21 protein-coding genes and 1 riboswitch are annotated in these 24799 nt (G+C 66.2%); of the genes, 7 read left to right on the forward strand and 14 right to left on the reverse strand.

Features of this window, described 5'->3' with window-relative positions; all coding sequences use genetic code 11:
- Positions 1-173 precede the first annotated feature (173 nt).
- Positions 174-755: a c-type cytochrome gene (locus tag EDE08_RS20515; protein ID WP_131870630.1), complete on the forward strand. Its 582-nt coding sequence runs from the start codon at positions 174-176 to the stop codon at positions 753-755.
- A gap of 191 nt (positions 756-946) precedes the next feature.
- On the opposite strand, the gene panE is transcribed toward EDE08_RS20515, so the two are convergent.
- From panE to EDE08_RS20535, 4 genes are all read right to left on the reverse strand, one after another.
- A complete protein-coding gene (gene panE / locus EDE08_RS20520) occupies positions 947-1870 on the reverse strand; it encodes a 2-dehydropantoate 2-reductase (protein WP_131870631.1) in 924 nt (307 codons plus the stop codon).
- Positions 1871-1990: 120 nt separating this feature from the next.
- Positions 1991-2605, reverse strand: a complete 615-nt coding sequence (locus EDE08_RS20525; RefSeq protein WP_207913041.1) for a 2-hydroxychromene-2-carboxylate isomerase — start codon at positions 2603-2605, stop codon at positions 1991-1993.
- 90 nt (positions 2606-2695) lie between these two features.
- A complete protein-coding gene (locus EDE08_RS20530; RefSeq protein WP_207913043.1) occupies positions 2696-4045 on the reverse strand; it encodes an MATE family efflux transporter in 1350 nt (449 codons plus the stop codon).
- Positions 4046-4135: 90 nt separating this feature from the next.
- Complete coding sequence (locus EDE08_RS20535; protein WP_165936058.1) at positions 4136-4717, reverse strand: DUF2239 family protein; 582 nt, start codon at positions 4715-4717, stop codon at positions 4136-4138.
- Between the two features lie 164 nt (positions 4718-4881).
- On the opposite strand from EDE08_RS20535, the gene EDE08_RS20540 reads away from it, so the two are divergent.
- Positions 4882-5547, forward strand: a complete 666-nt coding sequence (locus EDE08_RS20540; protein ID WP_131870635.1) for a glutathione S-transferase family protein — start codon at positions 4882-4884, stop codon at positions 5545-5547.
- A gap of 110 nt (positions 5548-5657) precedes the next feature.
- On the opposite strand, the gene EDE08_RS20545 is transcribed toward EDE08_RS20540, so the two are convergent.
- Entirely contained in the window at positions 5658-6953 is a 1296-nt protein-coding gene (locus tag EDE08_RS20545) for an MFS transporter (RefSeq protein WP_131870636.1), read from the reverse strand.
- A 97-nt stretch (positions 6954-7050) separates the two neighbouring features.
- The gene (gene ggt, locus EDE08_RS20550) at positions 7051-8802 is read right to left on the reverse strand and encodes a gamma-glutamyltransferase (RefSeq protein ID WP_131870637.1); all 1752 of its coding nucleotides are present in this window, start codon (positions 8800-8802) and stop codon (positions 7051-7053) included.
- 101 nt (positions 8803-8903) lie between these two features.
- On the opposite strand from ggt, the gene EDE08_RS20555 reads away from it, so the two are divergent.
- Positions 8904-10292 carry an MFS transporter gene (locus EDE08_RS20555; RefSeq protein WP_131870638.1) on the forward strand — a complete coding sequence of 463 codons (1389 nt, stop codon included), beginning with the start codon at positions 8904-8906 and terminating at the stop codon, positions 10290-10292.
- A gap of 184 nt (positions 10293-10476) precedes the next feature.
- On the opposite strand, the gene purH is transcribed toward EDE08_RS20555, so the two are convergent.
- The 3 genes from purH to EDE08_RS20570 all read right to left on the reverse strand — a co-directional run bounded on the left by purH (position 10477) and on the right by EDE08_RS20570 (position 15455).
- Complete coding sequence (gene purH / locus EDE08_RS20560; RefSeq protein ID WP_131870639.1) at positions 10477-12069, reverse strand: bifunctional phosphoribosylaminoimidazolecarboxamide formyltransferase/IMP cyclohydrolase; 1593 nt, start codon at positions 12067-12069, stop codon at positions 10477-10479.
- 24 nt (positions 12070-12093) lie between these two features.
- Positions 12094-12175: riboswitch (ZMP/ZTP riboswitch) on the reverse strand.
- Between the two features lie 57 nt (positions 12176-12232).
- The gene (locus EDE08_RS20565; protein WP_165936059.1) at positions 12233-13951 is read right to left on the reverse strand and encodes a heparinase II/III family protein; all 1719 of its coding nucleotides are present in this window, start codon (positions 13949-13951) and stop codon (positions 12233-12235) included.
- A 157-nt stretch (positions 13952-14108) separates the two neighbouring features.
- The gene (locus EDE08_RS20570; protein ID WP_131870641.1) at positions 14109-15455 is read right to left on the reverse strand and encodes an RsmB/NOP family class I SAM-dependent RNA methyltransferase; all 1347 of its coding nucleotides are present in this window, start codon (positions 15453-15455) and stop codon (positions 14109-14111) included.
- A 188-nt stretch (positions 15456-15643) separates the two neighbouring features.
- Between EDE08_RS20570 and EDE08_RS20575 the strand changes: the two genes are divergently transcribed.
- Together EDE08_RS20575 and EDE08_RS20580 are read left to right on the forward strand one after the other, a co-directional pair.
- Positions 15644-15844, forward strand: coding sequence for a DUF1674 domain-containing protein (locus EDE08_RS20575; protein WP_131870642.1), 201 nt, complete (start codon positions 15644-15646; stop codon positions 15842-15844).
- Positions 15845-15914: 70 nt separating this feature from the next.
- Positions 15915-16505 carry a thermonuclease family protein gene (locus EDE08_RS20580; RefSeq protein WP_131870643.1) on the forward strand — a complete coding sequence of 197 codons (591 nt, stop codon included), beginning with the start codon at positions 15915-15917 and terminating at the stop codon, positions 16503-16505.
- A gap of 51 nt (positions 16506-16556) precedes the next feature.
- Here the strand turns inward: EDE08_RS20580 and EDE08_RS20585 are convergent, their stop codons facing one another.
- A complete protein-coding gene (locus EDE08_RS20585; RefSeq protein ID WP_131870644.1) occupies positions 16557-17072 on the reverse strand; it encodes a L,D-transpeptidase in 516 nt (171 codons plus the stop codon).
- Between the two features lie 435 nt (positions 17073-17507).
- Positions 17508-19454, reverse strand: coding sequence for an acetate--CoA ligase (gene acs / locus EDE08_RS20590; protein ID WP_165936060.1), 1947 nt, complete (start codon positions 19452-19454; stop codon positions 17508-17510).
- A gap of 400 nt (positions 19455-19854) precedes the next feature.
- Here acs and EDE08_RS20595 point away from each other — a divergent pair, with 400 nt between their 5' ends.
- A complete protein-coding gene (locus tag EDE08_RS20595) occupies positions 19855-21021 on the forward strand; it encodes a DNA topoisomerase IB (RefSeq protein ID WP_131870646.1) in 1167 nt (388 codons plus the stop codon).
- 93 nt (positions 21022-21114) lie between these two features.
- On the opposite strand, the gene EDE08_RS20600 is transcribed toward EDE08_RS20595, so the two are convergent.
- From EDE08_RS20600 to tsaD, 3 genes are all read right to left on the reverse strand, one after another.
- Positions 21115-21528 carry an EVE domain-containing protein gene (locus EDE08_RS20600; RefSeq protein ID WP_131870647.1) on the reverse strand — a complete coding sequence of 138 codons (414 nt, stop codon included), beginning with the start codon at positions 21526-21528 and terminating at the stop codon, positions 21115-21117.
- 118 nt (positions 21529-21646) lie between these two features.
- Positions 21647-22627: an NAD(P)H-dependent glycerol-3-phosphate dehydrogenase gene (locus EDE08_RS20605; protein ID WP_131870648.1), complete on the reverse strand. Its 981-nt coding sequence runs from the start codon at positions 22625-22627 to the stop codon at positions 21647-21649.
- A gap of 188 nt (positions 22628-22815) precedes the next feature.
- Positions 22816-23889, reverse strand: a complete 1074-nt coding sequence (gene tsaD / locus EDE08_RS20610; protein ID WP_131870649.1) for a tRNA (adenosine(37)-N6)-threonylcarbamoyltransferase complex transferase subunit TsaD — start codon at positions 23887-23889, stop codon at positions 22816-22818.
- Between the two features lie 151 nt (positions 23890-24040).
- On the opposite strand from tsaD, the gene EDE08_RS20615 reads away from it, so the two are divergent.
- Positions 24041-24787, forward strand: coding sequence for a uroporphyrinogen-III synthase (locus EDE08_RS20615; RefSeq protein ID WP_131870650.1), 747 nt, complete (start codon positions 24041-24043; stop codon positions 24785-24787).
- The last annotated feature ends 12 nt before the right edge of the window (positions 24788-24799 follow it).

The raw sequence follows: 24799 nt of genomic DNA on the forward strand, positions 1-24799 counted from the left end.
CGCGAGGCTGCGGCGGCCGAAAGGCGCCGCAGCCTTTTGTTTGACACAGCAAGCACACAGCGGAACGCGTTCGTCATGCCGGACTTGATCCGGCCATCCATCAAGCGAGAAGCCTTTCAAGAATAGGATGGATTGTCGGGAAGGCCCGGCAATGACAGTCGGAGAAATCATCCATGCGAGCAGTTTGGTTTGGAGTTCTGGCAGCAACGCTTCTGGTTGCGCCGGCCACGCGTGCCGCCGACGTCGCCGCCGGCAAGGCCAAGGCGCAGGTCTGTGCCGGCTGTCACGGTGAGAACGGCATCTCGCAGACCGAGAACATCCCCTCGCTCGCCGGCCAACCCGATCAATTCCTGCAATGGCAGCTGGTGTTCTTCCGTGCCGGCTCGCGCAAGAACGAGCAGATGCAGCCGATCGTCGAGGAGATCACCAACGAGGACATCCGCAATCTCGGCGCCTATTTTTCACAGCTCGCGCCACCGAAGGGAGCCGAGGACGGAGATCCGGACCTGTCGAAGAAGGGCGCGCAGGTTGCCGCCGGCCGCCGCTGCGCTTCATGCCACACGGACAGCTATGCCGGCACCAAGGCGGTCGCGCGGCTCGCGGGGCAACGCGAGGAATATCTCGTCAAGGCGCTGCACGACTACAAGGCCGGCCAGCGCGTCGGCGGCGGCGTCGCCGCGATGGCGGACGTCGCCTATCACATGAGCGACGAGGAAATCACCGCCGTCTCGCATTATCTGGCGAATTTGAAATAGCGCGGAGCTGTTTCGGCTAACTCCACTGTCGTCCCGGACAAGCGAAGCGCAGATCAGGGACCCATACCCACAGGACGTTGTTTTGCGATGACTCGGAGTGGGAGCATCGCCTCGCACTGCCGCCTGTGGTTATGGATCCCGGGTTCGCGCTCCGCGCGCCCCGGGACGACAGCGGAATGTGTGGTTACGCCCTACCCCACCCGCTGCTTCTCATACGCCTTCAGATGCGTGTAAGCGATGCGCAGCTTCGGTACCGGCACCTTGCCGGCATCGGCGCGCGCGATGAGATCGCCGATCACGTGGTCGGCCTCGACCGGCAGGCCCGCCTTGATGTCGCGGAACATCGAGGCCGTCATCGGCGAGCCTTCGGCGGTGAGGTTGCCCTTCACCCGCTCGAAGAACGGTCCGCCCGGCGGATAGCCTGATGCGGCGGCGATCGCACTGGTCTCGTCCAGCATGCCGAGCAGGAAATCCCGGCCGCCCGGAGCCGCCAGGATGTCACCGACCGAGGCGCGCATCAGGCTGGTGGATGCCGCGAGCGAGGAGAGGAACACCCACTTCTCCCACATGTCCTGCATGATGTTCTGGCTGGCAGTGGCGCCAGTGATGCCGCTCTTGAAGGCTTCGTCGATCGCCTTCACCCGGTCCGACATCTTGCCGTCGCGCTCGCCGTAATTGATCGACTGCATCGGCTGGAGCTGCACCACCTCGCGCTTCTCGTTCAAGGTCGCGGCGATGGCGCAGAGGCCGCCGAGCACCCGCTCCTTGCCGAACCTGGCATCCAGCGTGTCGAGATGCTTCATGCCGTTGAGCATCGGAATGATCGCAGTGTTCGGTCCGACCGCCGCGGCAAACGACTTGATGGCGTCGTCGAGGTCGAACGCCTTGCAGCTCAGGAGCACGACGTCGAACTTGTCCTTGAGCGCGTCCGCCTGCACGGTCGGTGGATTTTTCAAGGTCACGTCGCCATTCGGGCTCTTGATGACGAGGCCGGCGCTTGCGAGCTCGCCGGCGCGTCGTGGCCGGACCAGGAAGGTGACGTCGCGGCCGGCCTGCAACAGCCTGCCACCGAAATAGCCGCCAATGGCGCCGGCGCCGACCACGAGGATACGCATAGAGATGCTCCGCTATTGTTGTTCTTAAGGAAAGGCGCGAGTGGCGAATAGGGAGTAGCGAATAGGATAGCAAGCGCTGGAATGCGAGTCACGTTTCCACTACTCACCATTCGCCATTCACTACTCGCCCTTCCCCAGCACCATCTCCTCGACTTCGCGCAGCTGTTCCTTGCCGAAGAACATCTCGTTGCCGACGAAGAAGGTCGGCGAACCGAAGGCGCCGCGGGCGACCGCCTCCTCGGTGTTCTTGATCAGCTTGCCCTTGACCTCGGGTTCCCCAGCGCGGGCGAACAGCCGTTGCGCATCGAGGCCGGAGGACGCCAGCGCCTTCGCCGCGATTTCAGGATCGTCCATCTTCTTCGGCTCGCGCCACATGTGGTGGAAGGCGGCCTCGACATATTTCTCGAACACGCCCTCGAGCTGCGCCGCGATTGCCGCGCGCATCAGGTTCAGCGTGTTGACGGGGAAATGCGGATTCCAGACATAGGGCTGGACATGGAAGCGCTTGATGAAGCGCTCGGTCTCGATCGCTTGGAATTCGCGCTTGTTCTTGATGCCGGCCAGGGTCTCCGCCGGCGACTTGTTGTTGGTCGACTTGAAGATGCCGCCGAGCAGGATCGGCACATATTCGAACTTGACGCCGATCCGCTGCTCGATCGCCGGAATCGCCAGATGGCTGAGATAGGCGTTGGGGCTGCCGAAGTCGAACAGGAATTGCGGGGCGGTGCGGGTCAAAATCATTCTCCCTGACGTCGCTTTTCGTCATTGTGGCGCAGGCCGCGCCACAGGTCCACCGTTTAATGACGGTCATAATACTTAAGGCCGTCAGATCAGCCGCTGGATCGCCTGCTTGCGCCACACCAGGAGGTAATAGCCCATCTGCAAAATGAACATGGCGCAGAACACGATCGGATAGACCGCCCAGACACCCGCAAGGCCGATCGCGCGGCTCAGGATCACCGCGGCCGGCAGCTCGATCGCGACAATCGCGAAGATCGACAGCAGCATCGGTGTGAACGCGACACCGGCCGCACGCATCGCGCCTGAAAACACCGTGGCGAGCCCGAACGGCACCGAGCTCCACAAGGCGATGTACAGCAGCCCTTTCGCCAGATCGAGCACGGCGCCATCGGTGATGAAGATGCCGAGCACCGCGCGCGGCGCGAGATAGATCAGCGCCACCAGCCCGCCGGTCAGGACGAGGTTGAACATGAGGCCGGTACGGACGATGCCGTCGAGCCGCGTCCTGTCGCCGCCGCCGACGGCCTGGGCGCCGAGGATCGAGACCGCGATCGAAATCGACATCGCCGTGAACTGCGTGTAGCCCATCACCTGGTTGACCGCGCCGTACGCGGCCGTGGCGTCGGACCCGTAGCCGTTGACGAGGCCGAGCAGCACCAGCTCGGCGATCGCCATCACCACCATGCCGATCGCGCTCGGCAGTCCGATGCCGAGCACCTTTCCGAGCACGGCGCCGTTCAGCCGCAGGTGACCCAGCAGCGCAGCGTCCGGCGCGAGGGCGTGCTTCTTCCGCAGCAGATAGGCCGCCAGCACGATCAGCGTCGTCGCATTGGCGATCGCAGATGCCCACGCCGGGCTGGTGATGCCCGCCGCCGGCAATCCGGGCGCGCCGCGGATCAGCAATGGTGTCAGGATCAGGCCGGTCGCAGTCGACAGCGCCAGCGCCAGCAGCGGCGTCAGCGCGTCGCCGACGCCGCGGATCATTGCGGTCATCAGCAGGAAGACGAAGCCGAGCGGCATCGTCAGCAGCATGATTCTCGCATAGGCGCTGGCCTCATCGAGAATGTCCGCGGGCGTGGCGAGCGCCATCATCAATTGACGGCTGAAGAGCCCGCCAACCAATGCAACCGAAATCGACAGCAGCAGGCCGACTGCGAGTGTCGTGCCCGCGATGATCTTGATCCGGCCGTGCTCGCCCGCGCCGAAGGCCTGGCCGATCAACACGGTGGCGCCGGTGCTCAGCCCCATGACGAAGGCGAACAGGAAGAACATCACCGGGAAGAACACCGAGACCGCGGCGAGCGCATCGACGCCGATCATCTGGCCGAGATAGACGTTGCTGACGGTGCCGAACAGCGATTGCAGCGCGTTGCTCAGCATCAAGGGTGCGAGGAAGCGGAGGAATGTGGTCCAGAGCGGTTTTGGATCGGACATGGATCGGCCTTTCATCAGGGCGTGCGAAGCCGTTGCCGCGCAATGCGCGGCCCGGCCGTCGATGGGGTTGTGAGAAGAGCGCCGCGCGGTTTAAGCGCGGTCGCTGTAGGCGAGCTTGACGATGTGGTCGCGGATATCAGTCGGCCAGTCGGCGATCAGTCCGGTGAAGCGCCGCCGGTCGTCCGCGAACAGCGCGCGCGAGGCCTCCTCGAACTGCGGCAGATCGCCGGCCATGGTCGACATGAAGTGGTAGGCCGCATCGCGCGCCTGGCGCTCGCGGTCCTTGGCGCCGCTGGCGCGCCTGGCGTCATCGACGAGCTTGCGCAGCGCGACCGAGGCGCCGCCCGGCTGCGCGCCGAGCCACTCCCAGTGCCGCGGCAGCAACGTCACTTCGCGCGCGACCACGCCGAGTTTCGGCCGGCCGCGGCCGCGCGGCTCTGCGGGTGTCTCGGCCGCCTCGGCCGGCGGCGGTGCCAGCTTGTCCAGCCGCGCCAGCACCTCGCGATCCTCGCCGCGCAGGTCGAAGTCGATCGACCGGCCCGTCCCGTCGTCGAAGATGATGATCGGCTGGTCCAGCGGCTGGGTGGCCCGCTTGACGGCGAGCGCGACCTCGCCGGCCGTGCCGGAGGCCAGCCGGCGCTGGCCGACGAACGCTGTGTAAGTCCCTTGCATTGGAATCATTGCCATATTGATCGTGTTGGCAGCTTAATACCCGGGTAAATTAATCGCGTCAATATACCCGGGTGAAAATATCCGCACCGGCGCCTCGACAACGTGTTCCCGGGCTGGCACGAACGCTCGGCCGACCGACCACGCCCAGCTCTGAGGACTCCGCGATGCTGACCGTTCACCACCTCAACAATTCCCGCTCGCAGCGCGTGCTGTGGCTGCTCGAGGAGTTGGGTGTTCCTTACGAGATCGTACGCTATCAGCGTCAGCCGGACATGCGCGCGCCAAAGGAGCTGCGCGCCATCCATCCCCTCGGCAAGTCGCCCGTGATCACCGACAACGGCAACACCATCGCCGAGTCGGGTGCCATCATCGAATACCTCATCGCGACCTATGGCGACGGCCGGCTGATCCCGCCGCCGAGCACGCCGGAGCGGCTGCGCTACACCTATTGGCTGCATTATGCGGAAGGCTCCGCAATGCAGCCGCTGCTGCTCAAGCTGCTGTTCACGCTGATGCCCAAGCGTGCGCCGGCACTGCTGCGCCCGCTGGTGCGCAAGGTCTGCAACCAGGCGCTGACCGCGCTGGTCAATCCGCAGCTCAAGCAGCACATGGACTATTGGGAAGGCGAGCTTGGCAAGAGCGAATGGTTCGCCGGCAGCGAGTTCACCGCGGCCGACATCCAGATGAGCTTTCCGCTGGAAGCGGCCCAGGCGCGCGGCGGGCTCGAGCAGGGCCATCCCAGGGCGATGGCGTTCCTGGAGCGCATCCACGCCCGGCCGGCCTATGCGCGCGCGCTGGAAAAGGGCGGGCCGTATCAGGTCGGGCGGTAGTTTCTTCACCGTCATTCCGGGGCGCCCGAAGGGCGAACGCGGAATCTCGAGATTGTGGCGCGAGATCCCGGGCTCGATGCTTGCGCATCGCCCCGGGATGACAGTGGCTACTAATCCGCGTACAGCACGCGCCCGCGTGTCTCCGGCAGCGCGAAGGCGGCGATGAAGAACACCGCGTAAGCCGCCACCGCGAAGATCGCGATCGCATTGCCGAGCGACGTCGTCGCCGACAGCGCGCCGACCAGGAATGGAAACAGTGCACCGATGCCGCGGCCGAAATTGTAGCAGAAGCCCTGGCCCGAGCCGCGCAGCCGCGTCGGATAGAGTTCGGTCAGGAACGCACCGATCCCGGAAAAATAGCCCGAGGCGAAGAAGCCGAGCGGGAAACCGAGTATCCAGAGGATCTCGTTGGTCAGCGGCAGCTGTGTGTAGAGAAGCACCACCGCCATGGCTCCGAGCGAGAAGATCAGGAACAGATTGCGCCGCCCGATCCGGTCGGCGAGCCACGCGCCCACGAGATAGCCGATGAAGGAGCCGATGATCAGCGTCGCGAGATAGCCGGTCGATCCGACGATCGACAGGTGCCGCTCCTTGGTCAGGAATTGCGGCACCCAGAAGGTGACGGCGTAGTAGCCGCCCTGGCAGCCCGTCGCCATCAGCGACGCAAGCACCGTGGTCTTCACGATCGGAAAGGTGAAGATCTCCCAGAGTTTCGGATGACTGCCCGTTTCCGCCCGCCTGGCGCGGGCCTCGGCTGCGATCTGCGGCTCGGTGACGGAGCGGCGGATGTAGAACACCAGAAGTGCCGGCAACGCACCGATCACGAACATCCAGCGCCAGGCCGTCTCCGGGGGCAGGGCCGAGAACAGGATCGCCTGCGACAGCACCGCGAGGCCCCAGCCGACCGCCCAGCCCGACTGGACCGAGCCCACCGCGCGCCCTCGATATTGAGGCCGGATCGCCTCGCCCATCAGCACGGCGCCCGCCGCCCATTCGCCGCCGAAGCCGAGACCGAGCACGGCACGTGCGATCAGGAGCTGATCGAAATTCTGCACGACGGCGCAGACCAGAGAGAAGAACGAGAACCAGATGATGGTGATCTGGAGCGTCCTGACACGCCCGATATGATCGGAGAGATAGCCGCCGAGCCAGCCGCCGATGGCGGAGGCGAGCAGCGTCACCGTGCCGGCAAGGCCGGCCGAGGCCGCATCGACCTTCCACAGGGTGATGATGGTGCCGATCACCAGCGGGTAGATCATGAAGTCCATGCCGTCGAGCGCCCAGCCCGCAGCGCAAGCCCAGAACGTCCGCCGCTCGGGCGTGTTCATGTCGCGATAGAAGGCGAGCAGGCTGGTGTCCTCGATCGCGGCGCGTTCGATGCGCTGGCTCGGATCGGCAGTGGTCATGTGCGTTTCCCTGGCAATTAGCTTTGGCCGGGCGGTGGTAACACGCACGCCGGCCTGCGCAAGCCGATGCGCGCTGCCGTGCCATGCAGAGAGCGGGCTACTGCCCCGCCGCTTCCGCACCGCGCGTTCGCAGATCGGCCGCGCCAAGCAATCCGTTCGGCGTCACGAGAATCGAATTTGCCGATGTCTGCCCCATCGGCTCGACGACGAGGTGGCCCTTGGCCTTCAGTGCGAGCAGCACGTCGTCGGGAAAGCCGCGCTCGACGCGCACCTCATCCGGTAGCCATTGGTGATGCAGCCGCGGCGTTGCGACCGCGGCCGCAACATCCATCTTGTAGTCGAGCACGTTCACGATCACCTGGAGCACGGTCGAGATGATGCGGCTGCCGCCGGGCGAGCCCGTCACCAGCACCGGCTTGCCGTCCTTCAGCACGATGGTCGGTGACATCGACGAGAGCGGCCGTTTGCCGGGGCCTGGCAGGTTTGCCTCGAAGCCGACGAGGCCATAGGCATTGGAAGCGCCGACCGCCGCGGTGAAATCGTCGAGCTCGTTGTTGAGCAGCACGCCGGTGCCGTCGGCGACGAGGCCGACGCCATAGCTGAAGTTCAGCGTATAAGTGTTGCTGACGGCGTTGCCGCGACTGTCGACGACGGAAAAATGCGTCGTATTGCTGCCCTCACGCGGTGCGGCAGAAGCGGACACGAGCTCCTTCGACGGCGTGGCGCGTTCGGCAGAAATGCCCGCGCGCAGCCTGGCGGCGTAGTCCTTCGCGATCAGCGTCTCGATCGGTGCGTTGACGAAGGCGGGATCGCCGAGATAGCGCGCGCGATCGGCATAGGCGCGCTTCATGGCCTCGATCAGCAGATGCAGCGATGCCGGTGATCCCTGCTTCAAATCGGCAAGCTGAAAGCCTTCGAGGATATTGAGCGTTTCCAGCAGTACCACCCCGCCGGACGAAGGCAGCGGCATCGACACGATGTCGTAGCCGCGATAGGTGCCGCGCACCGGCGCGCGGATGACCGGCTGATAGGCCTTGAGGTCGGCCGGCGTCATGATCCCGCCGGCATCGGTCACGGCCCTGGCGAGTTTCTCGGCGACCTCCCCCTCGTAGAAGCCGCGCGGCCCCCGTGCGGCGACGGCCGACAGCGTTTCGGCGAGATCGCCCTGCACCAGCCGGTCGCCTTCGCCAAGCGGCGTGCCGTCAAGCCGCGAGAAGATTCTGGCCGAGGAAGGCCAGCGTGCCAGCCGCGGGTGCCAGCTCGGCAGCGTATCGGCGATGTCGTCGCCGACGATGAAGCCATCGCGTGCGAGCGCGATGGCGGGCCCGAGCAGTTGCGCCAGCGTGAACCGGCCGGAGCCGTATTTGTCCAATGCCAGCGCGAGGCCCGCGACCGTGCCGGGAACGCCGACGCCGAGCGCGGAATCCCGTGACTTCGTCGTGTCGGGCTTGCCGTCAGCGCCGAGGAATATCTGTGGCGTCGTCGCAGCCGGCGCGGTCTCACGATAGTCGATCGTGATGTCTTCGTTGCGATCGGCGGAATGGATCGCCATGAAGCCGCCGCCGCCGACATTGCCGGCGCGTGGATAGGTGACGGCCATCGCAAAGCCGGTCGCGACCGCAGCGTCGACCGCATTGCCGCCGCGTCGCAGGATGTCGGCGCCGACCTGCGCAGACAACCTCTCCTGCGCCACCACCATGCCGTGCTCGGCGACGACGGCGCGCACCGTGTCGCGCGCGGGCGGCATATAGCCCCGCCGCGCATCCTGCGCGGTCGCAGGCGCGAGACTGAACGCCAGGGTGGCTACGAAGGCGAAGAATGCCCGCCGTGTCGAATATGATGACATCATCAAAACTTCCGCCGCGGCCTCGGGCCAGTTCACACACCTCGCCGCAATGCTATACGGTTTGCTCCAAGAGGGACAAAACTGTTCGTGATGAGGACCGCGGGATGACGACGATTGCCCCCGATGTGCGGATGGCCGCCGCGCAGCGGACCTATCCGCCGCGCGCCGCCGTCGTCGGCTGGATTTTCTTCGATTGGGCCGCGCAGCCTTATTTCACGCTGATCACGACCTTCGTGTTCGCCCCCTATTTCGCCACCAGCGTTGCGCCAAATCCTGCCACCGGCCAGTCGCTGTGGGGTTTTGCGATGGCCGCCGCGGGCCTTGCAATCGCGCTGCTGTCACCGGTGCTGGGGGCCATCGCCGACGCGGCTGGCCGCAGGAAACCATGGATTGCAGGATTCGGCGCGGTGCTGGTGGTGGCATCCTGCACGCTGTGGATCGGCAAGCCCGGCGATTATGCCATCATTCCGTTGCTGCTCACCGCGGTTGCGCTCGCCAGCGTCGGTGCGGAGTTCGCCACCCTGTTCAACAATGCGATGATGCCGACCCTGGTGCCGCCGGAGCGCATTGGCCGGCTCTCCGGCACCGGCTGGGCTACCGGCTACGTCGGCGGTATCGTCAGCCTGATCATCGTGCTCGGTTTCCTCGCCGCCAATCCCGAGACCGGTCGCACGTTACTCGGCTTCACGCCATTGTTCGGGCTCGATCCCGCGACCCATCAGGGCGACCGCGCTGCCGGGCCGTTGACCGGGCTATGGTTCATCATCTTCGTGATGCCGATGTTCCTGTTCACGCCGGATTATCCGGCGAAGCGCCCGTTGCGCGAGGCGCTGCGCGAAGGACTGTCCGAGCTGAAGCGATCGATCAACGGCCTGCCCAAACAGAAGTCGCTCGCGGCATTCCTGCTCGCCAACATGATCTACACCGATGGTCTGGTGTCGCTGTTCGCGTTTGGCGGCATCTATGCCGCCGGTACGTTCGGCTGGCACACGATTCAGATCGGCACCTTCGGCATCATGCTCGCGATCGCCGGCGCGTTCGGCGCATGGCTCGGCGGCAAGCTCGACGATCGTCTCGGGCCGAAGCGCGTCATCGCCGGCAGTCTGCTGGTCCTGCTGCTGTCGGTGGCCGCGATCCTTCTGGTCGACAAGGACAGTGTCCTGTTCGTCAAGGTCGCTCCGCCGCAAGCAGGCGCTCCCCTGTTCTGGAGCGCGGCGGAGCGCGCCTATCTCGTGCTGGGCTGCCTGATCGGTGCAGCCGGCGGCCCGCTCCAGGCCGCCTCCCGGACATTGCTGATCCGCCTCGCACCGAAGGATCGCATCGCGCAGTATTTCGGCCTGTTCGCATTGACCGGGAAGGTGACATCCTTCATCGGCCCGCTCTTGATCGGCATGATCACCGCGGTGACCGCAAGCCAGAAGGCCGGCATGGCCGTGCTGGTGGTGTTCTTCGTTGCGGGACTGGGGCTGTTGGTGCGGGTGCGGGAGAACTAGTTCAGCTGTCGTCCCTGCGAAAGCAGGGACCCATAACCCCAGGGAGGAGCCGCCGCGCGAGCCGGCAACTCCGAGTCTTCGCCAAATGACATCCTGTGGTTATGGATCCCGGATCCGCGCTCTGCTCTGGACAGCGCTACGCGCTGTTCAGAGCTACGCTTGTCCGGGATGACGTATGGATAGACTAGTGCCTGAAGTGCCGTGTTCCCGTGAACACCATGGCGATGCCGTGCTCGTCGGCGGCCTTGATCACCTCGTCGTCGCGCATCGAGCCGCCGGGCTGCACCACGGCGGTGGCGCCGGCCTCGATGCAGGCGAGCATGCCGTCGGCGAACGGGAAGAACGCATCCGATGCCACCACCGAGCCCTTGGTGAGCGGCTCGGCGAGCTTCAGCTCAGCTGCGGCATCCTGCGCCTTGCGCGCGGCAATGCGGGCTGAATCCACCCGGCTCATCTGGCCCGCGCCGATGCCGACGGTGGCGAGATCCCTGGCGTAGATGATGGTGTTGGACTTGACGTGCTTGGCCACGCGGAACGCGAACTTGAGATCGCGCATCTCGGCATCGGTTGGCGCCCTTCTGGTCACGACCTTGAAGGTCATGTCGTCGACCACGGCATTGTCGCGGCTCTGCACGAGGAGGCCGCCGGCCACCGTCTTGGCGGTCAGGCCCGGCGCGCGCGGATCGGGCAGGCTGCCGGCGAGCAACAGGCGGAGGTTCTTCTTGCCGCCGATGATGGCGATCGCCTCCTCGCTGGCGTCGGGCGCGATGATGACCTCGGTGAAGATCTTGGTGATCTCGCGGGCGGTGTCGGCATCGAGCGGACGGTTCATCGCAATGATGCCGCCGAACGCCGAGGTGGAATCGCAGGCCAGCGCCTTGCGATAAGCGTCGACGAGGCTGGAGCCTTCCGCGACGCCGCAGGGATTGGCGTGCTTGACGATAACGCAGGCCGCGGTGCGCCCGGCGTCGAACTCGCCGATGCATTCATAGGCCGCATCGGTGTCGTTGATGTTGTTGTAGGAGAGTTCCTTGCCCTGGAGCTGCCGTGCCGTGGAGACGCCCGGACGCTTGTCCGGCGTCGCGTAGAACGCCGCGGTCTGATGCGGGTTCTCGCCGTAGCGCAGCGACTGGATCAGCCGGCCGCCGAAAGCGCGGAAGTCGGGCGCGTCGATCTCGAGCTGACGGTTGAACCAGTTCGAGATCGCGGCATCATACGCCGCAGTGCGGGCATAGGCCTTCGCGGCAAGCCGCCGGCGCAGCTTCAGCGTGGTCGCGCCGTTGTTGGCGGCGAGCTCGTCGAGCACGGCCTGATAGTCCTGCGCCTCGACCACGACGGCGACGTCGTCATGGTTCTTGGCGGCGGCGCGGATCATCGCGGGGCCGCCGATGTCGATGTTCTCGATGCAGTCTTCGAAGCCCGCGCCTTTGTCGACGGTCGCTTCGAACGGATAGAGATTGACGACGAGAAGATCGATCGGCGCGATGCCATGCGCCTTCATCGCCTCCGCATGCTCTTTGTTGTCGCGGATCGCGAGCAGGCCGCCATGCACCTTCGGATGCAGCGTCTTGACGCGGCCGTCCATCATCTCGGGGAAGCCGGTCAGCTCGGAGACGTCCTTCACCTCGAGGCCGGCGGCGGCAATGGCCTTGGCGGTGCCGCCGGTCGAGACCAGCTCGACATCGTGCGCGGCAAGCGCCTTTGCGAATTCGATCAGGCCGGTCTTGTCGGAAACGGAAAGCAGAGCGCGGGTGACGCGGCGGGGATGGTCAGTCATGAGCAAGATCCTCTGTTCAGGGAGTGTCTATGCCCAGGCGCGCGGCGGATGTGTCCCGCGCTTCCCGATGGTGCTCCATCCAAGGTCGCCAGTCGCGCGAGCGCGTGTTCGTTAGCAGCTTTTGCCCGTTTTCACAACGACGAGATGCGTTGAATTCGCGCGACTACAGCGGAAGTTCCGGCTCGCGGCGAGCGTTGCGGCGGGCATTGGTGACGGCCGGCGAGGCGGTGGAGCGGACAAAGCTCCAGCGGATCGAGGGCGCCTGCCGCGCGTCCTGACGGATCACGATCTGCGCGGTGCGGCGCGGGCCGTCATTGCCGGCCAGGAACACGCTGTCCTCGAGGTCGACCTTGTCGTCGAGCGCCTCGAAGGTCCAGACGTCGCGGTTCGGCAGCACCAGCATCACGCCGCGGGCATCCGAGAGCCGGCTCGCCTTCACCGCCGGATGCAGATGGAAGCGCAGCGCGAAATCGGCGTCCGCGCCCTTGAAGCGTCGGCCCTGCGGCGGCGAGAGCGTGTCCTCGCCGTCGATGCGTGCGCCGTCATTGGCGATCATCAGCACGCGACGGTGGATTGCCCCGAACTTGGCGAGGTAGCCGTCATGCGATGTCGTGAGCAGCGTGCCGTTCTGCACGATCTCGCGATAGCTCTCGACCTCGACGGGACCGCTGGTGATGGGCGCGCCGTGCAGGAGCCGCTTCATCGCCGACATCTCGACGAACTGGCATGACGAGGTCTCGTGATAGGTCAGCGTCGAATGCGCGGCCGTGCTGCGTGCGAACGGCCGCCAATTGTCGCGGCCCGTGGTCGGCATGCCGCAATTGGTGACGATGCGGCTGATGCCGGACGACAGTTCGAACGACAGGCAGCCGGCATGGGCGTCGTGGCTGACGCCGGCCGGCGGCGGCGGGCCGGTGTCGATGATCACAGTGGTCTGGCCGGCATCGAGGCGCTGGTAGCCGGTATGCGGCATGTTCGCCATCGGCACGCCGTGGGTGTCGTCATAGGCGAGCAGCGTGGCGAGCAGGTCCGAAGAGGTCGCGCTCATGCCGTTGAACAGGGCGAAATTGCCGTCGCCGTGCCGGAAGAAGCGCAGCATCGGCATCATGCGATCGATCGCGTTGAGCAGCGCCGGCGGCGGCGCGATGTTGCGCGCCGCAAAGGTCTGCCGCAATGGCAGCAGATCGATCAGGAGTTCGATCAGCGCGCCCGGGTTGCGGGAGATGTGTCCACCGTCGGGCAGGATCTGCCGCTGCAGTTCGTCCGACAGTTTCTTCGAGGCGCTGCGGATGTGACGCGCCTGGTTGGCGAGACACAGGGCCGCGTAGCACAGCGCGATCAGCACCTGGAGCTTCGGCACCCCGTCCGGAATGTCGACCATGGCGTAGCGCAGGAAACGGATCTCGCGGGCCAGGGCGCGCAGATAACGGCGATAGAACTTGTTGTCCGTCTCGCCCAGCACCAGCGGCGCCTGCGACAGCAGCGAGATCACGCGCCGCGCCAGAACGTCGGCACGGCGGGCGACCGGGCGGCGCTTGTTGGCGGGGTTGGCGATCCAGTCCTCGATGAGCGCGCGCGCATTCGCCCGCGTCAGCGCGGTGTCGGCGGCACGCAAATGACGCAACCAGCCGAAGCCGAGCAGCGCAACTTCCCAATCCTCCGACGGCGGCTCGAGATCGAAGATCGAGCGGCCGTGGCAATTGACGATCTTGCCGGCGAAGACGAAGCGGCCGGCATAGATTTCCGCGGCGCGGGTCGCATCGGCGGTGCGCAGGTCGTGCGGTGCGATGATCAGCCGGTCGGTGCGGCCGGGCCAGACCCGCGACAGCGCAACGGAACCGCCGCTCGCGCGCGCGAGCATGTTCCGCGCGAAGCGGTTCATGACCAGCGTCGAGATATGTCTGCGTTGAGCGACCGACACGCCTTGCCTTGAAGGGGGAGAGGATTAACGACGAATCCTTATTAATCCCAAAATCAGACGGCTGACACCACCTTGAACGGCGCGAATCAGCGTCGTGATGGCAAAATCCAGTGCAAAATCAGGATTTAACGAGCCGGGCCGCGAAAAATCCGTCGAGGCCGCCGAGCTTGGGATCGGCGTTCGGCAGATGGCAGGGCAAGGTGCGAAGGTCGCCGTCCCGGCTGAGGATTTCGTCGAGGCCTGCGACCTCCGACGCGTCGATCGGAACACGGCGAAGGGCAGGCTCGGCGGCGAGCAGCGCCGCCACGGCCTGTTCGCCTTCCTCGGGTTCCAGCGAACAGGTGCAATAGACCAGCGTCCCGCCGGGCTTGAGCAGCGACACCGATTTTCGCAACAGCCGCTGCTGCAGCGCCGCCAGCGCGGCGATGTCGGATTCCTGCCGCAGCCATGCCACGTCGGGATGGCGGCGGATCGTGCCGGTCGAGGTACAGGGCGCGTCGATCAGAATACCGTCGAAGGCCTCGGCCGGGCCGGCCCATTCCACGGCGTCAGCAACGACAGTCTCCGCCTGGAGCGACAGTCGCGCCAGGTTTTCGCGCAACCGCGCCACTCGCGCGGGCGAGCGGTCGATGGCCGTGACACGCGCGCCTGATAGCGCCAGCTGCGCGGTCTTGCCACCGGGGGCGGCGCAGAGATCGGCAATGGACTTGCCCTTGACGTCGCCGAACAGCCGGGCGGGCAGCGCGGCAGCGGCGTCCTGCACCCACCATTGTCCTTCGGCGAAGCCGGGCAGCATGGTCACCGAACCGTGCAGCAGCATCCGCACCGTTCCCGTCGGTAGTGTCTCGCCATGCAGGCGGCTCGCCCATTGCGCGGGATCGGACTTCACCGTCAGATCGAGCGAGGGCTCGTGGCCGAGCGCCAGCGCCATGTCGCGTGCGGTCGCCTCGCCATAATGCGCGCTCCAGCGTGCAAACAGCCATGGCGGCAGATCCAGCGATTGTGTCGCGACCTCCTCGATCAGCCCCTTGCCCTCGCGCGCGCAGCGGCGCAGCACGGCATTGACGAGGCCAGCATAGCGCGCGGCGCGGCGGTCGGATTGCACGAGGCGAACGGAGAGATCGACCGCGGCGTGATCCGGCACGTCCATCCAGAGGATCTGCGCCGCGCCGATCAGGAGCGCGCTCTGCGCGCGGGGCGCGTCGGAGGGAATGCCCTTGTCGAGCAGGCGGGACAGTACATGGCCCAGCGTGCCGAGCCGGCGCAGCACCGTGGCGACGAGGCGGCGCATCAGCGCGCGGTCGCGGTCGGCCAGCGTCTTCAGTCCGGGATGGGCGCCGCTGCCGTCGAGCTGGTCGTCGAGCGTGCGGTGCTTGTGCAGCACGCCGTCGACGATGTCGGCGGCAATCCGCCGTGCCGCAAGACCGGGCACTTCGGATGGAGGGACGAAACGTTGAGATGGCATGCGGAAGCAAGGTTCTGAGCGAGCGGCAGTTCCGCCGCAATGGCGCATGCCTCGAGAGACGGGTCTCTGGCACGCGAATATGCCAAATGTAAGAATGGACCCTCGCGATTGCAGCCCGCAATGACCATTTCAGCAATGCGTTATTGGACCTCGCACTTCCCGTGATCCTGCGTTAGGAACCCGCCGAGATGAGTGACCAACCCTCCCTTCCCGATCGCAAGCCGCTGTCGCCGGCCGCCCAGCGGGCGTTGGCCGAAGCCGAGGCGCGCCGGCAGGCTGCGGCGGCCGCGCGTGATGAAGCTGCGCCGAAGGAGTTGCAGGGGCCAAAGGGGCCGGAGCCGACCCGCTACGGCGATTGGGAGCGCAACGGCATCGCCTCGGACTTTTGAGGCGCCGCTTTACGCGCGCTCCTTCTAAGCCACCTTGCCGGTTCAGCCGACTCAGCCCTAGCGTGCATGGATGTCGCGTTTCGATCCCAGCCGTCCATACCGGCCTTCATACAGCGGCTCGCCGTTCGGCCGTCGCTTCTCCGGACTGTTGCCGTGGATGTTCGTGGTCGGCGTTGTGACGGCCGTCGTGCTCGGCTTCCGCCAGGGAACGATCTGGCCCATCCCGCGTGTGGATGACGAACAATCGCGCGATGCCGAAATCATCCTGCAGCAGTCCGGCGCGGCGGGCGCTCGTCAACCGGTCGAGGTCATTCGCACCGTCGACGGCGACACGTTTCTGGCGCGCGTGCACCAGCACAACGGCGGCGATCTCGTCGCACGTGTCCGGCTGCGCGGCATCGATGCGCCCGAACTGAAGGCGTCCTGCCAGGAGGAGCTGAACAAGGCCGAAGCTGCTGCCCGCGCGTTGCGCGACCTGCTCGGTCAGGGGGGCGTGACGATCACCAATCTCGGCCCCGACAAATACGGCCGCGTTCTCGCCGACGTCGCCACCCGGAAGACTGCGAGCGTTGCGGCGGCAATGCTCGCCGGAGGCTTTGTGCGCAGCTACAATGGCGGCCATCGCGACGGCTGGTGCGCGCGGGGCTGGCGCTTGTGGTAACAAGAAAGCCGCGTCGCAACACGCAGCTTTGATCTCGATTGATTCAGGCGATCAGCGCGTCACCACCACCGTCGTGCCGACGGAGACGCGGCCGTAGAGATCGGTGATGTCGTCGTTGAGCATGCGGATGCAGCCATAGGAGACGAAGCCGCCGATCGAGCCCGGCACGTTGGTGCCGTGGATGGCGTATTCGCCGCCAGCCAGCGTCATCGCCGCGACGCCCATCGGGTTGCGTGGCGAGCCGCCGGGAATGACGTCGGGGATATTAGGCTTGTCGCGCTTCACCTCGGCGGGCGGCGCCCATGCCGGGTTGAGATACTTGCCCTCGATCTTCGTCGTGCCGGCCCATTGCTTGCCGGCCTTGCCGACGCCGACCGGATAGCGCACGGCGTGGCCGTTATCGAGGATGAGATAGAGCCGCCGCTCGCTGGTCCTGACCACGATGGTGCCCGGCGAATAGTCGGCGAGGTGCGTGCCGACCAGCTCCGGCCGCGCTTGTGCCGCGGTCGATATCAAGAGCCCAACCCCGATGGTGGCAGCCAGCGCCGCCGCAATCCTCATCGACATCGATGCTTCCCCTTGCCCCAAATGGATTGTCCAAAAATTACGCAGAACCCGGCAATCGTCGCCGCGCCAAGCCCTCGTTAGCGCTCATTCTTAACCGCGCCTGTTAACCGGATGGTTTCCGCGCGCGGCCGCCGAGGGCCTGCCGGCAGCGCGAACAAAGGAAATGTTCGAAACAAAGTAAATGATCTGAAAACAACACCTTCCGGGAAAGACGCTGGTCGTCCGGGTGCGCGCGCTGACAAGAGCGTGAGGATGTGAACGGCCATTGGTTGCAAGGAGCGCGACACGCGCACTCGTGTCCCGGACAAGGCGCGGCGCGTAGCGCCGCGACGCAGAGCCGGGACCCAGCTCTTTATTCGCGCGGAACGATGGGCCCCGGCTCTGCTGCACATCGCCGAAGAAGCGCTGCGCTGCGTCCGGGGCACGAGAGCGTCCTTACGCCGACTTCCGATTCTGCCGGTTCTTGACGAGGTCGTCGACGACAGCGGGATCGGCCAGGGTCGAGGTGTCGCCCAGGCTGCCGGGCTCGTCCTCGGCGATCTTGCGCAGGATGCGGCGCATGATCTTGCCGGAGCGGGTCTTGGGCAGGCCCGGCGCGAACTGGATCTGGTCGGGCGAAGCGATCGGGCCGATCTCCTTGCGCACCCAGGTGACGAGCTCCTTGCGCAGATCCTCGGTCGGCTGGACGCCGGCCATCAGGGTGACATAGGCGTAGATGCCCTGGCCCTTGATGTCGTGCGGGAAGCCGACCACCGCCGCCTCCGAAACCTTCTCGTGCGCGACCAGCGCGCTCTCGACCTCCGCGGTGCCCATGCGATGGCCGGAGACGTTGATGACGTCGTCGACGCGGCCGGTAATCCAGTAATAGCCGTCGGCGTCGCGGCGGCAGCCGTCGCCGGTGAAGTACTTGCCTTTGTAGGTCGAGAAATAGGTCTGCTCGAAGCGGGCGTGATCGCCGTAGACCGTGCGCATCTGGCCGGGCCAGGACCGCGTCAGGCAGAGATTGCCGGTGGTCTCGCCTTCCAGCACCTTACCATCGGCGTCGACGATCTCGGGCACCACGCCGAAGAACGGCTGCGTCGCCGAGCCCGGCTTGAGCTTGGTCGCGCCCGGCAGCGGCGTGATCAGGATGCCGCCGGTCTCGGTCTGCCACCAGGTGTCGACGATCGGACAGCGGTCGTCGCCGACGACGCGGTGATACCACTCCCACGCTTCCGGATTGATCGGCTCGCCGACCGAGCCGAGCAGGCGCAGGCTCGCGCGCGAGGTCTTCTTCACGGGCTCGTCGCCCGATTGCATAAGCGCGCGGATCGCGGTCGGCGCGGTGTAGAAGATGTTGACCTTGTGCTTGTCGATGACGTTCCAGAACCTGGAATTATCGGGGTAATTGGGCACACCTTCGAACATCAGCGTGGTCGCCCCGTTCGCCAGCGGCCCGTAGAGGATGTAGCTGTGGCCGGTAACCCAGCCGACGTCGGCGGTGCACCAGTAGATGTCGCCATCGTGATAGTCGAAGACGTATTGATGCGTCATCGCGGCGTACACGAGATAGCCGGCGGAGGTGTGCAGCACGCCCTTGGGCTGGCCGGTCGAACCTGAGGTGTAGAGGATGAACAGCGGATCCTCGGCATGCATGTGCTCGACCGGGCATTCCGTGGTCACCATCGCCGCCGCCTCGTGGTACCAGAGGTCTCGGGTCGGGTTCATGTCGACCTTGCCGCCGGTGCGCTTGACCACGACGACCCAGTCGACGCCGTCCGCTTTGGCGAGCGCCGCGTCGACATTGGCCTTCAGCGGCACCTTCTTGCCGCCGCGCAGGCCTTCGTCCGCGGTGATGATGACCTTGGACTGGCAATCGTTGATGCGCTGGGCGAGGCTGTCGGGCGAGAAGCCCGCGAACACGACCGAGTGGATCGCGCCGATGCGTGCGCAGGCGAGCATCGCATAGGCGGCTTCGGGAATCATCGGCAGGTAGATGGTGACGCGGTCGCCCTTCCCGACGTTGCGGGTGCGCAGGATGTTGGCCATCCGGCAGACCTCGTCGTGCAGCTCCTGATAGGTGATGTGCTTTGACTGCGAGGGATCGTCGCCTTCCCAGATGATCGCGGTCTGGCTGGCGCGCGTGTGAAGATGCCGGTCGATGCAATTGTGGGTGACGTTGAGGACGCCGTCCTCGAACCATTTGATCGAGATGTTGCCGGGCGCGAACGAGACGTTCTCGATTTTCGTCGGCGCCTTCATCCAGTCGATGCGCTTGGCCTGCTCTGCCCAGAAGCCGTTCGGGTCCGAGATCGAGCGGGCGTACATCTCCTTGTACTTGGCCTGGTCGACCCAGGCGCGCTTCGCCCACTCCGCGGGGACGTCGTAGATCTTCTCGGACATGCTTCCCTCCACATGCGGCAGGCCGAACGCCAGCGACGGCGAGCCGACTTGATCATTGACTGATTATGCGTCGGGCTAACCGGACCCGACAAGGAGCACAAGCTGGACCTTCGGCGGGCCACCGGCCATGCGAAGGATCAAGGCGACCCGCCGCGACTGTCGCAGATCTGAAACAGGCCCGGGGCGGCCTTCGGGCCTTTACCCAAATCCCCCCGGAACCGGCCCGCGCAGAGGCCCATGCACCCGGTAGAGGTATTTAAAGACCTTTCCTCACTGATTCGGGACTCGCAATACGGTTCGGAACACCCTAAATGGCCAACCCGGGTCCAAAGAGACCCCTCGGAACAAAAATCAGAACAGCGGCATTGACCGATAACAGGCAGGGCTAAGGCGTAACACTATGATGGATCAGCAGAATCCCGGGACGATGCGGCCCGCTTCAGCCGATCCTGCGGCCGTTGCCCTGGCCAAAGCCCTCGGACAATGGCCCAAACCGGCCACTTTCAGGCGCGCCAGCCCGAAAAAGACCTTCGATACTGTGCCGGCGACGGTCGAGGCGCTCGCCAGGGAGCACGGCTTGCGGCTCGGCGACCAGAACGAGCTGACCATCCGGCGCGTCAAGCGCGGCAAGAGCTACTCCTTCGTCCGTCCCAACGGTGCGCATATCCGCGACGCCCGCACCATCCGCCGGCTGCACGCCATGGCGGTGCCGCCGGCCTATCGCGAGGTGCGCTACTCCGCCGATCCCAACTCGCACCTCCAGGCCGTGGGCCGCGATGCCGCGGGCCGGCTGCAATATCGCTATCACGCCGATTGGGAGAAGGTCCGCGAGCACCGCAAGGCGCACCGCCTTGAGAAGCTCGTCGGCGCACTGCCAAAAATCCGGCGCAAGGTCTCGGCGTTCCTGTCGGGCGACGAGCCGACGCGCGAGTTCGCGCTCTCGGCCGTGATCGAGCTGATCGCGCGCACCGCGATCCGCCCCGGCAACGAGTCCTATGCCCGCCTCAACGGCACCCGCGGCGCCACCACGCTGCTGAAGTCCAACGTCATGCTCGAAGACGACTGCTTCGTGCTGACCTTCAAGGCGAAGGGCGGCAAGGCGGTGCGGAAGGAGTGCGACGCGGCCAAGCTGGTGCGCGCCATCGGCATCCTGCAGGGCGTCCCCGGCAAGCGCATGTTCCAGTATCGCGATGCCTACGGCATCGTGCGCGCGGTCAACACCACCCAGGTCAATGCGTTTCTGCGCGAGATCGCCGGAATCAAGATCTCGCTGAAGGATTTTCGCACGCTGATGGCGTCCGCCGTCGTCGTGGAATCGCTGTCGCGGATCACGCCGGCGACGAGCCAGCGCGGCCGCAAGAAGCAGGTGCTGGACGCAATCCGCGCCGCTGCGGACAAGCTCTCCAACACGCCGGCGATCTGCCGCAAGAGCTATGTCCACGATACCATCGTCACCGCGTTCGAGGAGGGCATCCTCGAGCGCTTCGCCGCGACCATGAAGGGCCAGCGTTCGCAGGCGAGGCGCGAGCAGCTGCTGGCGCAGGTGGTGGCGACCGTCGCGGTGTGAGGAACACCCAACCCTCGTAGCCCGCATGAGCGCAGCGACATGCGGGTCAAGTGATCCCGGATGTCGCTGCGCGCATCCGGACTACGGCACCAACTAAATCCCGCCCATCTTGCAGACGAGCTTCCACTCTTCCGCCGTCACCGGCTGCACCGACAGGCGCGAATACTTCACCAGCGCCATGCCTTCGAGCTTCTTCTCGGCCTTGACCGCGGCCATCGTCACCGGCGTCTTCAACGGCTTGTCGGCCTTGATGTCGACGCAGACGAACTTGCCGGTCTTGTCGGTCGGGTCGGGATAGGCTTCCTTGATGATCTCCGCGATCCCGACGATCTCCTTGCCCTCGTTGGAATGATAGAAGAACGCCTTGTCGCCCTTCTTCATGTTCACGAGGTTCTGGCGCGCGGTGAAATTGCGCACACCGGTCCAGGCCTCGCCCTTGGCGCCCTTCGCGACCTGCTGGTCCCAGGACCACACCGACGGTTCGGATTTCACGAGCCAGTAGTTCATGACAACGCGCCCTATCCATTCGTCATGGCCGGGCTTGTCCCGGCCATCCACGTCTTTGTCGCCAGTTCAATATCAAGACGTGGATGCCCGCGACAAGCGCGGGCATGACGAGAAGACGTCATTCCTCTGCCTTGAAGGGGCGCGTCATCAGCCCCGAGATCGCGGCATCGATCGTGCTTCGGCCGCTCAGGATCGCCGCGACCGCTTCCGATACCGGCAACTCGATGTTTTGCGAAGCTGCGAGTTCGATCAGCACAGGTGCCGTGAACTCGCCCTCGGCGAGCTTGCCGGCGGGAGGCTGCTCACCGCGCCCGAGCGCAAGTCCGTGCGCGAAGTTGCGCGATTGCGGGCTCGCGCAGGTCAGGATCAAGTCGCCGAGGCCGGACAGGCCGGTGAGCGTCTCGCTGCGCGCGCCGAGCGCGCGGCCAAGGCGCGTCAGCTCGGCAAAGCCGCGGGTCGTGAGTGCAGCCTGGGCCGAGGCGCCGAGCTTGCGCCCGACCGCAATGCCGACCGCAATCGCCAGCACGTTCTTGGCGGCGCCGCCGATCTCGACGCCGCGGATGTCGGTGGAGTGATAGGGCCTGAACGTCGGCGAGCCCAGCGCCTGCACGAGCGCGCGCGACAGCGCCTCATCGCTTGCCGCCAGGGTCACCGCCGTCGGCAGGCCGCGCGCGACGTCGTCGGCAAAGCTCGGGCCCGACAGGATCGCCGGCTGCGCGTGCGGCGCCGCCTCCGCGATCACGTCGGTCATGAACTTATGGGTGCCGTGCTCGATGCCCTTGGCGCAAGCGACGATCGGTACCGGCCTTGCCAGATGTGACGCCAGCATGTTGACGGCGCCACGCAGATGCTGCGCAGGCGTTGCTATCAGCAGCATGTCGGCGCGCGCGGCCAGCGCCAGCTCGCCCGTGACGACAATCTCCGGAGCAAGCTGCACGCCGGGCAGCCGCGGATTGTCGCGGCTCGACGCAATCCGCGCGGCATGCTCCGCATTGCGAGCCCAGAGCGTGACGCTCCGCCCGGCTCGCGCTGCCACCGTCGCCAGCGCCGTACCCCAGGCGCCCGCGCCGATCACCGCGACGGATTGCAGCGCGGTCATCGCTCGATCCCTCCACCCCCTCGCCCCGCTTGCGGGGAGAGGGTCGGGGTGAGGGGGAGCCCCAGCGGGGACGGTGACAGAGAGACTCGCGGAGAGTCCCCCTCACCCGAATTCGATCTGCGATCGAATTCGACCTCTCCCCGCAAGCGGGGCGAGGTGAAGGGGAGCGCGTGGCAACGTCTGCTCATTCAGTATCCCGCCCGCGTGTTGCCGTAGCCTGCGGGCGCCGTCGCGTTGGCGTCGAGCAGCCACCGTGCGCGCGGCTGCGCCTCCATCGTGTCGGTCAGGCCGAGCGCAAGGCGCTCGGCGCCGGCCCATGCGATCATCGCGCCGTTGTCGGTGCAGAGCGCAGGCGGCGGCATGATCAGTTGCGTCCCGGCCCGCCTTGCAACGTCATGCAGAGCGCCGCGGATCGCTTGATTGGCGGCGACACCGCCGGCGGCCACGAGCGCGCGCGGCGCGCCGAACTGCTCGCGGAAAAGTTTCAAGCCGACGCTCAGCCGGTCGGCGGTCGAGTCGAGCACGGCGGCCTGAAAGCTCGCGCAGAGATCGCTGACGTCCTGCGGCGTGAGCTCAGCCAGCCGGCTCGCTTCGGTGCGCACCGCCGTCTTCAATCCCGACAGCGAGAAATTGGCATCGGGGCGTCCCTGCATCGGCCGCGGAAACGCAAAGCGGGTGGCATCGCCGCCTGCCGCTGCGCGCTCGACCTGCGGTCCGCCCGGATAGGGCAGTCCCAGCATCTTCGCGACTTTGTCGAAGGCCTCGCCGATCGCGTCGTCGACCGTGGTGCCGAGCCGCACATATTGGCCGACGCCGGTGACCGCGACGATCTGGGTGTGGCCGCCGGAGGCGAGGAACAGGCAATAGGGAAATTCGATTCCGTCGGTGAGGCGCGGCGTCAGCGCATGCGCTTCGAGATGGTTCACCGCGACCAGCGGCGTGTCGTGCACCATCGCGATCGCCTTCGCGGTGGTCAGCCCGACGATGACGCCGCCGATCAGGCCCGGACCCGCGGCGGCTGCGACGCCGCTGAGCTGGGCAAAGCCGATGCCGGCCTCGCGCATGGCGCGGTCGATGATGCCGTCGAGCAGATCGACATGCGCGCGCGCGGCGATCTCCGGCACCACGCCGCCGAAGCGGGCATGTTCCTCGATCTGCGACCGCACGATGTTGGACAGGATCCTGCCGCTGCCGTCGGCCGCGCGCTCGATCACGGCCGCGGCGGTCTCGTCGCAGGTGGTTTCTATGCCCAGCACCAGCATTGGCGAATTGTTATCCAATTTGCGCCCTTGCGCTCATCCGCAAAGCAGCGTTCTGGTACGTCCGGTAGCATTCCAGGGTCGGCTTGCGCAATCGTCGCGCGCAACCGTCCTGGTCAATGCGCCACCGCCACGTGGTTCGGGAACGCCAGCGATGTCCATTCTTGTCACACGGCCGCATCCCGACAATGAGGCGACGGCGGCGGGCTTGCGCGCGCGCGGACATGCGGTGCTGCTCGCGCCGGTGCTCAAGTTCGAGCCGGTCGCCGTCCATGACGAGAGTGAAGGTCCCTATGGCGCCATTCTCGTCACGTCGGCCAACGCGATCCGCGCCGTCGCGCCGCAATTGCCGGAGCTCGGGCTCCTGAAGCTGCCTTTGTTCGCGGTCGGCGAGCATACGGCTGCTGCGGCGCGCGAGGCCGGTTTCGCCGAGGTGATCGTCGCCGGCGGCGACGCTGCTTCCTTGCGCGACAAGGTGATGCAAAGCGCGCGCGACAAGGTGCTGAAGAAGAAGAGCGTGCTGCTCTATCTCGCCGGCGCCGATCTGTCGCGCGACCTCGGCGGCGAACTCGGCGCGGAGGGCTTCCGCGTCGTCACGCGGGCCACGTATCGCATGGCGCCGGTCAAGCACCTGCCGCGCGGGGTTTGCGAGGGCTTTGCCGCGCACGGGGTCGAGGCGGTGCTGCACTACTCCCGGCGCAGCGCACGCGCGTTTCTGGATGCGGCGCGGGACGAAGGCGTCGAAATCTCGGCGCTGGCCATACCGCATTGCTGCCTGTCCGACACGGTTGCGAGCGTGCTGCGCGACGCCGGCGCGTCCCGGGTTCTGGTGGCCGCAACGCCGGACGAAAGTGCCCTGTTCGACACCTTGGAGCGTGCGTTGCGCACCCGTTTGGCGTAAGAGGTCAGGCCG

It is taken from the genome of Bradyrhizobium sp. R2.2-H, assembly GCF_004346455.1.
Taxonomy (GTDB): Bacteria; Pseudomonadota; Alphaproteobacteria; order Rhizobiales; family Xanthobacteraceae; genus Bradyrhizobium; species Bradyrhizobium diversitatis.